Source organism: Shewanella sp. SACH (genome assembly GCF_001887095.2).
GTDB lineage: Bacteria > Pseudomonadota > Gammaproteobacteria > Enterobacterales > Shewanellaceae > Shewanella > Shewanella baltica.
Genome location: NZ_MPDG02000001.1, coordinates 547,884 through 561,604, shown reverse-complemented (window position 1 = coordinate 561,604; position 13,721 = coordinate 547,884). Strand labels below are relative to the sequence as shown.

12 protein-coding genes and 1 pseudogene are annotated in these 13,721 nt (G+C 46.3%); 5 read left to right on the top strand and 8 right to left on the bottom strand.

All coding sequences use genetic code 11. The annotated features are described in order from the left end of the window. Positions 1-109 precede the first annotated feature (109 nt). On the bottom strand, positions 110-691 hold the full coding sequence (locus tag BM607_RS02260; protein ID WP_071939030.1) for a DUF502 domain-containing protein: 582 nt from the start codon (positions 689-691) through the stop codon (positions 110-112). Positions 692-878: 187 nt separating this feature from the next. Between BM607_RS02260 and BM607_RS02255 the strand changes: the two genes are divergently transcribed. The 4 genes from BM607_RS02255 to BM607_RS02240 all read left to right on the top strand — a co-directional run bounded on the left by BM607_RS02255 (position 879) and on the right by BM607_RS02240 (position 3,396). After that, complete coding sequence (locus BM607_RS02255) at positions 879-1,274, top strand: VOC family protein (RefSeq protein ID WP_071939031.1); 396 nt, start codon at positions 879-881, stop codon at positions 1,272-1,274. 885 nt (positions 1,275-2,159) lie between these two features. Then, on the top strand, positions 2,160-2,426 hold the full coding sequence (locus tag BM607_RS02250; protein ID WP_012088863.1) for a hypothetical protein: 267 nt from the start codon (positions 2,160-2,162) through the stop codon (positions 2,424-2,426). A gap of 107 nt (positions 2,427-2,533) precedes the next feature. Further along, the gene (locus tag BM607_RS02245; RefSeq protein WP_071939032.1) at positions 2,534-2,890 is read left to right on the top strand and encodes a DUF2750 domain-containing protein; all 357 of its coding nucleotides are present in this window, start codon (positions 2,534-2,536) and stop codon (positions 2,888-2,890) included. A 191-nt stretch (positions 2,891-3,081) separates the two neighbouring features. After that, positions 3,082-3,396: a GNAT family N-acetyltransferase gene (locus BM607_RS02240; protein WP_212669150.1), complete on the top strand. Its 315-nt coding sequence runs from the start codon at positions 3,082-3,084 to the stop codon at positions 3,394-3,396. Between the two features lie 494 nt (positions 3,397-3,890). Here BM607_RS02240 and BM607_RS02235 read toward each other — a convergent pair whose 3' ends face one another. From BM607_RS02235 to BM607_RS02215, 5 genes are all read right to left on the bottom strand, one after another. After that, positions 3,891-4,973, bottom strand: a complete 1,083-nt coding sequence (locus BM607_RS02235; RefSeq protein ID WP_071939033.1) for a DUF3137 domain-containing protein — start codon at positions 4,971-4,973, stop codon at positions 3,891-3,893. Between the two features lie 455 nt (positions 4,974-5,428). Further along, entirely contained in the window at positions 5,429-6,139 is a 711-nt protein-coding gene (gene phoU, locus BM607_RS02230) for a phosphate signaling complex protein PhoU (protein WP_011846414.1), read from the bottom strand. Positions 6,140-6,220: 81 nt separating this feature from the next. Further along, the gene (gene pstB / locus BM607_RS02225; RefSeq protein ID WP_006081067.1) at positions 6,221-7,039 is read right to left on the bottom strand and encodes a phosphate ABC transporter ATP-binding protein PstB; all 819 of its coding nucleotides are present in this window, start codon (positions 7,037-7,039) and stop codon (positions 6,221-6,223) included. A 33-nt stretch (positions 7,040-7,072) separates the two neighbouring features. Beyond that, a complete protein-coding gene (gene pstA / locus BM607_RS02220; RefSeq protein ID WP_006081066.1) occupies positions 7,073-8,731 on the bottom strand; it encodes a phosphate ABC transporter permease PstA in 1,659 nt (552 codons plus the stop codon). Positions 8,732-8,790: 59 nt separating this feature from the next. Beyond that, positions 8,791-11,049: an ABC transporter permease subunit gene (locus BM607_RS02215; protein WP_011846412.1), complete on the bottom strand. Its 2,259-nt coding sequence runs from the start codon at positions 11,047-11,049 to the stop codon at positions 8,791-8,793. Positions 11,050-11,249: 200 nt separating this feature from the next. On the opposite strand from BM607_RS02215, the gene BM607_RS02210 reads away from it, so the two are divergent. Next, positions 11,250-11,750: an ACT domain-containing protein gene (locus BM607_RS02210; protein WP_071939034.1), complete on the top strand. Its 501-nt coding sequence runs from the start codon at positions 11,250-11,252 to the stop codon at positions 11,748-11,750. A 145-nt stretch (positions 11,751-11,895) separates the two neighbouring features. On the opposite strand, the gene BM607_RS02205 is transcribed toward BM607_RS02210, so the two are convergent. Together BM607_RS02205 and BM607_RS02200 are read right to left on the bottom strand one after the other, a co-directional pair. Continuing rightward, entirely contained in the window at positions 11,896-12,783 is an 888-nt protein-coding gene (locus BM607_RS02205) for a DMT family transporter (protein WP_012088774.1), read from the bottom strand. Between the two features lie 100 nt (positions 12,784-12,883). Beyond that, positions 12,884-13,591 (bottom strand): annotated as a pseudogene (locus BM607_RS02200) (alpha/beta hydrolase); the annotation flags it as partial. Positions 13,592-13,721: the final 130 nt, after the last annotated feature.

The window sequence follows — 13,721 nt, the reverse complement described above, 5'->3', positions numbered from 1 at the left end:
TTAGAATATTTAGCACAAAAAATGGCGACCATATTGGTCGCCAAAAAATTATACCACAAAAATCATCAAATTTAATTTTAAACGCTAAAACGCTTGAACCAACATCCGATTACTGAGTCGGTGTCTGCGAAATGCCAGCGGTTAAATTAAAGCGCATCGCCTCTTCAAACGACCAGTCGACCATGATTAAATCATCCCGTTTGATCAAGCTAGTCACGCCCGCCATTTGGTAACTCAATTGGAACAACACAGGCACCCAATCGCCCTCAGGCAACGCATCTAACAATGGCTGCGGCGGCGTATCTGTCATGATAAATCCCACCACAAAACTGCCATTCGCCTGTTTCACTAACACTGTCTTTTGGCTGGTCGGCTTGCCATCTCGATTCATCAAAGAGGCGATATCACGGATACTGCCATAAACCGACTTAAACAATGGGAAACGCATCAACTGGCGCTCAAGCCAACCATAAAGCCACACAATCGGACTGACTGAAAACAACAGGCCCACCGCAAAAACTAATGCCACCACCAGCATAAAACCGGCGCCAACAAAGTGTTGGTTAATCCCTACCAACTCTAAAATTACAATTCCTAAACCATCTAACGATACAAACAGCGACCAAAACAGCCACAAACTCAAGGCCATAGGTAATAGATTCATTAAGCCGCGGGCTAAGGTTTTCTTCATCACACTCTCATTCGGTCATAGGGATATAGTAGGCACAAAATATTTACGCAAAAAAACGCCACAAATGCTACCACAGAGTCACTTTTGCACCAGCACATGATGTAAGGTATCTGACTCTTATTCGTCTCAAGTGTAGAGATAGCGTTCAAAATCAGAGCCCACTCTGAGCCATTCTAAGGAAAGTAAAATGCGCGTAACCCGCTTAGATCATTTGGTCTTAACCGTAAAAGACATCGCCGTCAGCGTCGAATTTTATCAAGCCGTGCTCGGAATGAAGAAAGTGGTATTTGGCAATCAGCGTATTGCGTTAAGTTTTGGCGACCAAAAGATTAATCTGCACCAAGCGGGCGCCGAATTTGAACCTAAGGCCGCGACAGCCACGCCCGGCAGTGCCGATCTGTGTTTTGTAGTCAGCCATAACATAGAAGAAGTGATCGCGCATTTAAACGCTCTTCAGATTGAAATCATTGAAGGACCAGTGCTACGAACCGGCGCCACAGGCCGGATAAACTCTGTTTATATCCGCGACCCAGATTGTAACCTGCTTGAGCTATCAGAATATCTACCCGCCTGCACTGGGTGAGCGAATTGGGGTAAAGGTAAGCGAAGTTAGGAAAGAGTAATCGGTCAGTTCTGCGAGCACGCTGCAGCCAGAACTGCAGCGGCCGTTATACTGGTTCACTATCGTTTGCGATAAGACTCTCGACAGTTAGATGGCATTCATTGTCATTGTTTCTCCAATTGACTCGCCGCCCTTTCATTTAAGAAAGTATCCCTATAGGCTCAACGACGACATTAATGTCGTCAAGGGTCACTGTAGCAACAATGCCAATCCTCACGACCCCTCTAGCTGTTTGTACTGGTAGCTAAACTGCTATTGCCCCAAAGCAAGATAACTTTATCGTCAGTTGTGCAGCATGAATTGTCATTGTTTCCCCAGTGACTCGCCATAAACTCGTCCCTGAGGGCTCGACGGCTGCATCCATGCCGCCAACGGTCACTGTTGCAACAATGCCAATCCTCACTAACCCTCTCGCTTTTCATTCAGCTAAAAAGCTATTGATCCAAAGCTTGCTAGCATTTATTTAGTGAATCGAAAACTGACGAATGAATTGCCCTACAAAATCTCATCCATTTACCTAATGTTTGACCCTACCGTAAAGCGACTAACAATGTATGGGTATACAGTCGTATTTAAATTTAGATGCTTTTGAGTGTTTTACACTCATTAGTTTGCGCGTTTATCCAGCCTAAAATTAACAAAACCCTTTAAAATCATTTGTATATACTTTTCCAAAATTAGTTAATAGGTTTGGAAAACGCGCATGCACGTTTTTCCGGATGATGTATTTGATAAAAAGCTGATAAATTCTTTGCATACAGGTAGTTAAGTGTGCGCGTTTTCACTGGTCTAATGAGGTAAACGCGCATGCGCACTAATAAAATGTTAGATATACAGGGAGCTTGAGTGCCAATTTATATCAAAGTTGAACATTCGAATGAAAAGTTAGCTCATTTAGCAAAAGACCATTGGGAACTTCCTATCCAGATTCAAGAACTTGAAAGTTGGTTGTTGGAAAATCCTCTAAATCTAACACCTTCAAGTTATATTGCAGACGTTGGCTTTTCTATTAGAGAAAATGCTTGTGGCGGTGGCGCAATTTTAACCCCTAAAGCCATGAGTGTTATGGGGGAACTCGGTATTAAATTGTACTTATCTGAGTACGGTGAGTAATGTATAGCTAACAAGAAATTAAACAGGGATTAAAAACAGCGGGCTCTTCGCTTCGCTCAATTTTAGCCCACTATTTTTAACCCGTTAATCGAGCGTTAGGAGACAAAGTGAGTTCAGGAGTGGCGCAAGCTAATAAATTCTACGAGGAAGTAGCGAATACGCAAATCGTCTGGTTTGGAACACTACCCAATGACACACTGTTAGAATTTGACTTGCCCAATGATTCTGTTTCATTTCCCGTATGGTCATCAAAATCTAGAATCCTTCGGTTAAAAAAACTGAACCCAGGTTTACTTTCTAGTGTCGAGCCACGAGGAGTTAAATGGACTGAATTTAAAGAATTATTCGTACCACTCATTAATCAAAAAAATAGGGTTGTGGGGGTGAATTTAAGTGGTAAAAAACTGGTGGGTGCAGACATATCCGTTGAAACTCTAATCAGTCAAGTTGAGGCATTTTGGTAAATGTCTCCTAACAAGTTAAATCATCGGGAAATCCCTCGCAGGCCAAACAACGGCCAAAGCGCTCGGTCTTTCCGCTGTTTAAAGCGTTATAAAGCAAATAAACTCCGGCACTAGTAAGTAGAAAGTTAAGAGCTTTTGAGGTGGTTTAGCTGTACTTAGTTAATTCAAAATCAATGAGATAGGAAGGATCTATGAATTTAAGAAAGTTTGTAGCTCAAGACTCAACGGAAGTCATTTCATGGTTCTCAACTGAAAAGGAATCCCTACTTTGGGGTGGTTGGATGTTCGGTTGGCCACTTTCGGAAACTGAAATGGTAAACCGTAGTCAGCTTCCTGAAGTTGAGTTTATGGTTTTATCTAGTGGTAATGACAAGCTTGGCTTTATTGAGCTTCAGCACATCAGTGAAACTGAAATACGCCTGTGTCGAGTTGTCATTAATCCCGAATATCGTGGGCTTGGATATGGTAGAGCTTTAATCGCACTTTCTATCTATCGCAGAAGTTAGGAAATGTGAACAGTTCAAAATTGCTACCTTAGCTGTATTTACTGAAAACGTAGCAGCTTATAATTGCTACAAGTCATATGGCTTTATATCCGTAGACAAAGAGCCAAAGTTTAGAGAGTTTAATGGTCAGAAATGGCCTTTGCTACAGATGGAAACTGTTTTATAACTTGTAAATCAACAGATTACGAGAATGTTCGAAAGGTGAGTCATGGTGATTAGCGAGACGACCGTCCGCCCCATGGACGGGGCGGTCGAGCATCCACGGATGGACTTGAACAACATCCCAGTTTAACGGCCAGTTCGCCGTCCATGGCTCTCGTTCATAAGCTCAGAAACCCTAGGTTTCTATTCACCGCGTCGATGAGTAAATGCCATGGCAAGCCTTTATGAGTGGATACCTGCAAACGCTAAGTCCTCTGAAGCAACCTCTTCTCACGACGAATAAAAGCCTGCTCAAAGTACAGTTCAAAATACAGAGAAAAGAACAGCTCTAGTTAACCCGCTAGCGTCTTAATCCTCTCAAGTGTCTGCTGTGTCGCCAGATTTTGCGCTGCAAGATAATCCAATTTTAGCTGTTTGATGATGCCAGTAATCAAGACTAACTCCTGCTGTAACTGCGGAATTTTCGACATATCATGGGTGGGTAAATTGATATCGACGGTATCAAATAAATTGCCAAAATAGCTCGCCATGATCAGCACTTTATTGGCTTTAAATTCGATACTCAGCCCCGATCCGCGCGCCGTTTTACGGAATAACTGTTCCAGTTCAACGAGGCGTTCCATCACGGCAGGAGACAACAGATATCGCGCATAATGTTGGTCATGTGAATACACTTCAAACATGGCCTCAAAGGTCACGCTTTCGAGTTTCACTCTGGGTTTCTTTATGCCTGCCATGGTGTTACCAAGAGAGCCATAGTCTTGGCTGACGACGGTATGGGATTCAAAGCTAAAGGGCATCGTCATGATCACTACCCCACCTTTAAATTGGATCTTGTCTGACTTGCTGCCGCGGGATTTTAAGGTTAATTCGCAAAATTCGAAGCTGATATCCTCTACCTTGCCGCGAATATGATCCTCTGATTGTTGCTTGCTAAAACGGGGCATAAGTTCGAAATCAGCCACTGAATCAAGGTTGACACAGGAGTCGGGGCTATAACGGTAGTCCCCTAGTTTTTTGAGTAAAACAGGCAATATTTTATATTTGTAATGGCGCTTATATTGCATTTCAGGCAGATGAACCCACATCAAAATGCCGGCGAGGACGATCAGGCTCAAAATGGTTGGGTCATGGTTAGAGGCTAACGAGATTAAATCAAAAGCCAGTGCGGGCAGGCACAATAGCCAACCTAGACGCTTCGCCCATTTTTTACGGGAGAGTTTAGTTTCAAGCTTTTCAATTCGATAGGCTTCTAGCGGCGCTAATAGCTGCAATAGCTCGGCTTTAGCGTCCTCGGACAGTGGCGGTAATTCAGCGCGGGGGAAATCAGCGGGTAAATTCGCTTCAGAAATATGATTTCGAATACTTTTAAGGGCTTCGAAACCTTGCTTTAAAGAATACAATAATGGGCTCATCAACTTATCCATGTTATCGCCGACACAGCGCCCATTCCGTTGCGCTGCGAACCCCAAACCTTAGCGGTAACAAATAGGGGTGGCGGTTAAATTCTGAGATTAAGGTGCTGTGATATCAATCCACAGCTAAACACAAAAACGCTAGCACTTAGGCTTCGACTGCTTTCACTATCTAGGTCTACCGCCCTTTTCCAGCAGCTAAAGTTTGTTGCAAGCATCAGATTAAACAAAGGTTAATTTATTGTAAACACAAAAATGACCTTCTTTATTCGCGGTACTGATCCAGAATGCCAGTTCACACTCCAATTTAACTATCCAATTTCACAATCCATAGCCCAAAATCCTAGCTCACTTCTCTATCTCACGATCCTAGCTCAGCATCCTAAAAGCAAAACGCTCCACAGAGACTGCGGAGCGTTGTATTCAGGCATTACAACAGCAGATTAATGCGTGTGTTAGCTTTTCATGTCCTTTTCCATATCTTCGTAGGAAGTATGGCGAACGTCTTTGCCTTTCACATAGTAGATGATGTATTCACAGATATTTTTACAACGGTCGCCAACACGCTCAACCGCACGCGCCGCCCACAGTACGTCTAAGACGTCAGGGATAGAACGCGGATCTTCCATCATATAGGTCATTAACTGGCGGATAATGCCTTCGTATTCACGGTCAAGCTTGGCATCTTCTTTGTGCAGCTCTAACGCAGTATCGGCATCCATACGGGCCAAAGCATCTAAGGTCGCGTGCAACATACGGGTCGCGTGACGGCCCATATTTTCAATGCTAACCAGTAAAGGTTGTTGATTATTCAAACGCTTATCTAACGCTGCTTTAGCGATACGCACGCAGGCATCACCAATACGCTCAAGATCGGCGATAGTTTTTGAGATGGCGATAATCAGGCGTAAATCGCTGGCCGCAGGTTGACGCTTGGCGATAATACGGGTGCACTCTTCGTCGATAGACACTTCCATACCATTGACCTTGTGATCGCCCTCGATAACACGCTGGGCGAGTTCCGCATCCAGTGCACTGAGTGCGTCAATGGCTTGCTCGAGCTGACGTTCAACCAAGCCACCCATAGCGAGTACGCGGTTACGGATATCATCCAGCTCAGCGGTAAACTGTCCTGAGATGTGCTTACTTAAATTCATGTTTTCCATTTAGCCAACCTTTTACTTAACTGTTTACCAAGCATGCTCAAAGCCTGCGGTTGCGGCTTTATCCGATAGCGACCGAGCTGATTAACCGTAACGTCCTGTGATGTAATCTTCGGTCTTACGTTTTTTCGGCGTGGTGAAAATCGTATTGGTATCAGCGTATTCAATCAATTCGCCCATATACATAAAGGCCGTTTGATCCGATACCCGCGCCGCCTGTTGCATGTTGTGAGTCACGATAACCACAGTGTATTTAGTCTTAAGCTCGGTTATCAGCTCTTCAATCGTCAATGTCGAAATCGGATCGAGTGCCGATGTGGGTTCATCGAGTAATAACACTTCAGGCTCGATGGCAATGGCACGGGCAATTACCAGACGTTGTTGCTGACCGCCAGATAAACCAAAAGCGTTATCGTGCAATCTGTCTTTCACTTCGTCCCAAATCGCCGCGCCGCGCAGTGAACGCTCGGCCGCTTCGTCGAGTTCACGACGGTTATTCAGCCCTTGCAATCTCAAACCATAAACGACGTTTTCATAAATCGACTTAGGAAACGGATTCGGGCGCTGGAACACCATGCCCACGTTACGGCGCAGGGCCGCGACGTCGATTTTCTTGTCGTAAATATTCTGGCCATGCAGCAAAATTTCACCGTCGATATGGCAGTTATCCACCAAGTCGTTCATGCGGTTAATACAACGCAGCAGCGTCGATTTACCACAACCACTGGGGCCGATAAAGGCGGTCACTTGCTTCTTGGGGATCTTCATCGATACATTAAACAGCGCTTGTTTACTGCCATAGCGCAAGTCTAAGTTACGGATCTCCAACGCGGTGTCGGTCTGGCTTAAGTTCGCTAAATCAAAGTTATTGGTTTTCATTGCTGTCGAATCTATAGAAATCATATTCAGTCCTAATACTTTCAGGATAATCGCTGATTAGTGCTCAAGCGAACGATATTTTTCACGCAAGTGGTTACGTACGCCAATGGCCGTCAAGTTGAGTGCCACAATCACAGACACCAGCAAGAAGGAAGTTGCATACACCAGAGGACGTGCCGCTTCAACGTTAGGACTCTGGAAGCCCACATCATAAATATGGAACCCTAAGTGCATGAACTTACGTTCTAAATGCACAAACGGGAAGTTAAAGTCCAGTGGTAATGTTGGGGCTAATTTCACTACACCTACCAACATCAGTGGTGCCACTTCACCGGCGGCGCGGGCGACCGCTAAAATCAAACCCGTCATGATAGCTGGGCTCGCCATTGGGATCACAATGCGCCACAGTGTCTCAGCTTTCGTTGCGCCCAGTGCCAAACTACCTTGACGCACCGCACTTGGGATACGGCTCAAACCTTCTTCGGTCGAAACGATAACCACAGGCAGAGTCAAAATCGCTAAGGTCAATGCCGACCAAATCACCCCTGGCGAACCAAAGGTCGGTGACGGTAATGCTTCAGCGTAAAACAGTTGGTCGATAGAGCCGCCCATCATGTAGACGAAGAAACCTAAACCAAACACGCCATACACGATTGATGGCACACCCGCTAAGTTAATTACCGCAATACGGATCATCTTAGTGATTGGGCCTTTCTTAGCGTATTCATGTAGATAAACTGCCGCAACCACACCAAATGGCGTCACGATAACGGCCATCAACATCACCATAAACACAGTACCGAAAATCGCCGGGAAAACGCCGCCTTCGGTGTTAGCTTCACGCGGGTCGTCACTCACAAAACGGCCAATACCGACGAACCATTTACCAATTTTACCGATCAGGCTTAAGTGGTTCACATAGGTCACATCCAGCACTGTGTCTAGCTTAAGCTCGACTTCTTCACCGCGCATATCACGCACGATTACTGAATCTCGTGCCGCGTCATCACGCAGGGCAAATAACTCTTTTTCAAGCACTAAGTAATCTTTTTGCAGTTGCGCTCGCTTAGCCACTAAGTCAGCTTTATTGCTGTCGGTCAGCTCGCCATCAAGCTCGTAACGACGCTCCTGTAAACGCAGCTTTTCAATAGCGTAGTTAATCGAGCCAATGTCTTGCTTCTGCAAATCTACCGCTTTGTCCGATAAGGCCACAGCGCGGTCGATATGCTCCATTAAGGATGACTCAATCGCATCGTTGACTAAATCCAGACGCTTGCCATTTTCAATCACAGCGATTGGATAGCCGTAGAAGTTACCGTTTTTAGCCCGCTCAATCATGGCGACATCGCTTGGCGTTGAACGGCTCAGAATGTCAGTGCCTAATATCCAGCGGAAATCTAGCCCTACAAACTCACGGTTACCGGTTTTCACTAAGTAACGGGTCACGAACTCGCCAGGATGCTCTTTAAACACATGGCCCGCAGCAATCAAACGCTCAGTCGGTACTTCTTCCCTATCGTAAACTTCACCAATTAAGGTCGAACGTACACCCGTGTTATCTTCGAGTTCCCACTGGTAAACCGTTGCTGGCCAAAAGTAACTTAAGCCACGCCAAGCGATTAACAGTAATAAGCCTAAGACGGCAATCAAACTGATGCTCACCGCACCGCCCGTCATCCATATCCATGGCGAGCCTGATTTTACCCACTTACCCATTGCACAAACCTCTCAAGGTCACTGGCGAAATAGTATTTAATGTCATTGTCTTATCCCCGTTACAGCGAGCTATAGCGTTCACGTAGACGCTGTCTCACCACTTCTGCAATGGTGTTAAAGAAGAATGTAAAGATGAATAGCACGAACGCCGCGAGGAAGAGCACACGGTAATGCGAACTACCGATAGCCGACTCAGGCATTTCAACCGCAATGTTTGCTGCCAAGGTTCGCATCCCTTCGAACACGCTCCATTCCATAATGGCGGTGTTACCGGTGGCCATCAGTACGATCATGGTCTCGCCCACAGCGCGGCCTAAGCCCATCATGATGGCCGAGAAAATACCCGGACTTGCGGTTAACAACACCACGCGAGTTAGAGTCTGCCAAGGCGTCGCACCTAAGGCTAAGCTACCGTTCGATAAATGACGTGGCACAGAGAAAATCGCATCTTCCGCGATAGAGAAAATCGTTGGAATAACAGCAAAGCCCATGGCGATACCTACTACCAGCGCGTTACGTTGGTCGAAGGTGATGCCCAGTTCGTTGGTGATAAATTGACGAGTATTACCATCAAACAGCGCCACTTCGATGATAGGGCTGACCGCAAAAGAGAACCAACCCACGAAACAGACCACAGGGATCAACATCAGCTCTTGATACACTTCGGGTAAACGTTGTTTCCAAATGGCAGGTAACTTACTCCAGCCATAGGCCGAAGCGAGAATCGAGGTCGGCAACAGGGTCAGTAAAATCAAGATACCGGGGAGATGTTCTTCAATCAGCGGCGCTAACCACAGACCCGCCAAGAAACCTAAGATAACCGTTGGTAAGGCTTCCATGATTTCGATGGTCGGTTTCACTAAACCGCGCACCTTAGGCGACATAAAGTAAGCGGTGTAAATCGCACCGGCAATGGCTAAAGGCACAGCAAATAACATGGCATAAAATGCCGCTTTCATTGTGCCGTAGGCCAATGGCATTAAGCTCAGCTTAGCTTCGAAATCATCAGAACCCGAAGTCGATTGCCATACGTATTTAGGCTCAGGATAACCTTCATACCATACCTTGTCCCACATGGCGCTCCATGACACTTCTGGGTGTGAGTTTTCCACACTGAAGATATGCAGCTTTTTGTCCGCTTCAACGACTATGCCGTTTGAGCGTGGGGTAAAGCCCATTTTACCGGGGTTTTTAAGGTCGAATTTTTCGTCAAACAGTTCACGATGACTCGTGGTGTAGAGCAATGTCAGCTCGCCCTCAGGGCTCACAGTCGCAAAACTCTTACGGTAGAATTCAGAGGTAATGGACTCAATAGGCGGTAAGTCATCAAACTGGCGGATTTCTTGATATAAACGCCCTTTTGGACCACTGACTTGGAAGTACTGGGCCACAATACCTGTGTCGTAGCTGACCAGTAAGGAACTTGCGCCCGCCAGCAAAGCCACGTTATTCACTTGGGCTTTAGCACGTTCAACATCAATCACCTGCAGCAGATCTAAGCTGTCAGTATCACGGATGTCGTACACGAAGATTTTATTGCCAGTTTGCAACATCAATTGACGTTGATCGGGCGTCATCAGCTCATGGGAGACTTTCTTCGGTGCATCTTGAATTTGTGACGTCGTAGACACCCACTCCACTTCTTCAGTCATCATGTTCTCTTGCCCTTCGAGGCGAGTCAGGCGCCAAACGCCGCTCTCATCTTGATAGGCAAAGCTCATTTTGTCTGAACTGTAGGTGAAGGTCAGTTTATGAATCGCACTGCCCGTTTCATCGACTGTAATTGGGGTTTCGCCTGCGGGATAACGCAGTTTAGGCGTGATTAAGCGCTTGTTGTTTGGATAACTTAAACCAAACTCTAGGCCAGCCACTAGGACCTGACCATTACTTAATCCCAGCGCAAAACGCTGTTCGCTCGGCACGGCAACGGCGGCACTGGTCACAGTCACGCCCGCTGGCAACGGCGGTGTAAAGCTAGAAAGTAGGCTACCGTCGGCAACGGTATAGAAGTCCACTTGGCCATCAACGGCTACACGGTACATCACCTCATTTTGCTCTTCAGCGCCCACCATTAAAGTAGGTACATCCGCGTGTTGATAGCTCACCGTCTTAACCGGCGTGACATCAGCACTATCGAAAATGGGTTTAATCACATACAACAGATAAAAGAAGATCAACAATAAGGCGACAAACACCATAGTGCCGCCGATAGTGACGCCGATTTGCGCCGCTTTATCCTTAAATGCCCTGCGATTCGAGCGTCCGCCTTTAAGCATACTGTGCGATGCAGGACCAGGTTGAGTGACCTGACTTTCCATTAAGAACCTCTATTATTAATAGCCAGCGAGTTTTTTCGCTAGGATTTGCCGAGTGCTATGCTTACACTGTTTGAACGTAAACTGAGCAATAACAACATCCTTTATTCTAAGTGCGTTGGATTATATGACGCAAAGATGACAGTTGTGTTACACCCCGTTTTAAAACAGGTGCCTTTTACAAAAAATAGGAGTCAGTCACTATGCTACGATATTTAATCACACTACAAGCACCTGATAGAAAAGGATTAGTAGAACAAATCGCCCATGCGGTTAGCCGTCACGGCGGCAACTGGCTCGACTCGGAATTGCGCCATATCGACGGTATCTTTGCCGCAATTCTGTTACTTGAAGTGCCTTCACTGCGTATGGATGAGCTTATTGAGGCGCTGGAGTGCATCGATAGCCTCACCCTCACCTATGCCAAAACCTCGGTCGCGCTTAAACCCATCAAACGCTTAAGCTACAACCTAGTAGCCTATGACAGACCCGGACTCGTGCTCGATATCTCAAATAAGATCAACGCCCTTGGCATCAATATCGAGCAGTTTAGTAGCCAATATGAAACCGCTGGCCACACAGGTATCGCTCTGTTTCGGGCGACTATCGGCCTTGGACTCACAGATCTCGCCCAAGAAGAGCAACTGGTAGCATCCCTCTATGCTCTGGGTGATGATCTCGTGCTCGATAGATTAAGCCGTTAACCTTTACGACGAGCGAACACTTAGCACATTTAGTGAGTACATTTGCCATAGCACTTTCAAACAGCACTTAAATGGCACTTAAAACGCTTTTTAAAAAATGCATAAAATAGAAACGCCGCTAAGCAGATGCCAGCGGCGTTTTTGTTTAAGTCACTTTTTGATGCCGAGATTTGACTAAGTAACGCAGCGGCACTTGGGAGATCAGCATCCCCAGCAACATCAAGCCACAGCCGAATAATGCCCGCACACTCAAACTCTCATCGAGGAAAATAATACCGCCAATGGCCGCAAATACCGTTTCTAAACTGAGGATAATCGCTGCATGGGCAGGATGCGCATTTTTCTGCGCCAACACTTGCAAGGTATAAGCAATTCCCACCGAAATCAGCCCAGCATAGAAAAGTGAACCCCAAGCCGCCATCACGCCGTCGAGCGTGGTGACTTCAATTACCGCCGACACCATCAAACTCAGCACGCCGCAGACAAAAAACTGCATCATGGCTAACACCACGGGCGAAATCCGCTTGGCAAAATGATCCACCGCCAAAATGTGCAATGCCCAAAACAAGGCGCCCACCAACTGCAAGGCATCGCCATAACCTATGCTCATGCCATCTTTAACGCTTAAAAAATACAAACCGACCGCGGCAATCGCGCAGCCAAGCCAAGTATTCAAGCCGGTCGTATGTTTTAGCGCTAACCCAAGCACAGGCACTAACACTATATATAGGCCTGTGATAAAGCCCGCGTTCGCTGCTGTGGTGTATTGCAAACCGACCTGTTGAAATGACGCGCCCGCAAACAGTAAAACCCCAACCAGCAAACTGCCGCGCACTAAATCCTTTGGCGCACTCACATGCAGCTTATTTTGCCGACGCAAGTACCACACCAAAGGCACTAAGCTAAACGTCCCCATTAAAAAGCGAATACCATTAAACGCAAAGGGGGAAAGATGTTCCATGCCTAAGGTTTGGGCGACAAATCCAAAGCCCCAAATCGCGGCGGCAAGCAGTAATAACAGGTTGGCAGGCAAGATAAATTCTCAGCGAACAAAAAGATCACAAGATTACCTAGCCGCGTGAGACTTGTCCAAACATGTTGCAACTTTGTAGTTGAGCTGTCTCTTGGAGCGGTTACTTTTTCGCTTGCGACTGCAAGCGCTTAGCTTGACTGAGGATCTCATTTAAAAACACGGAATCCGTTTGTTTTGCCAGTAGCACGGCTTTATCGGAGGCTTTTATCGCCTGCTCAAGCTGCCCATCCAGATCATAGGCGGTCGCTAAACTGTCCCATAACACCTCTGAATTGGGGAACACCCGCGTCCCCTCTGCGAGAATTTCAACGCCCCAAGCCGTTTTTTGTTCATAAGTCGCTTTGAGTCCATAAACATTATATTGCTGAGCAAAGAGTGGAAATTCATAGCCAAACTCAGCGCTCTTTTGTCGATAGAAGTGTTTTAGGTCCTTGAGTGGCATAACGGCAATTTCAGGCACAGCATTCCAACCGGCAAAAAGGGTCTTTAACGCCTCAATATTGCCAACAAGCGGCGTACTGTCGTGGGTTTCATCGGGGAAATGTTTGTAAAACCAATGCAGTTGCTTTGATGCGTTACCCGTTGAGTTTGCACCTAAGCCGTCTTGCAACTGCTTAATTTGCGCCGCAATCGCGCTCGCCATTTCATTGGGCTCACTTGCCATACTCAAAAACCAGCGCAGTGGTTTTGCACGCTTAGCTGGTAATAACTCTGCCGACTTAAGCACTAGCCAATCACTGTCCCACCATAAACTGGGACTGATTGAAATCACTGCATCAAATTGGCTATTAGGCGTCATAGCGACATATACCCAAACAACCTGAAGATGCAGGATTCAGCGGGAGTTTAACGCACTTTAGGCAAGGCGGTTATTTGCGGACCTAGCGGGCTAAGTTAAAAATAACCAACACAGCATAAAGTGCGTTAAAACCCGCCGG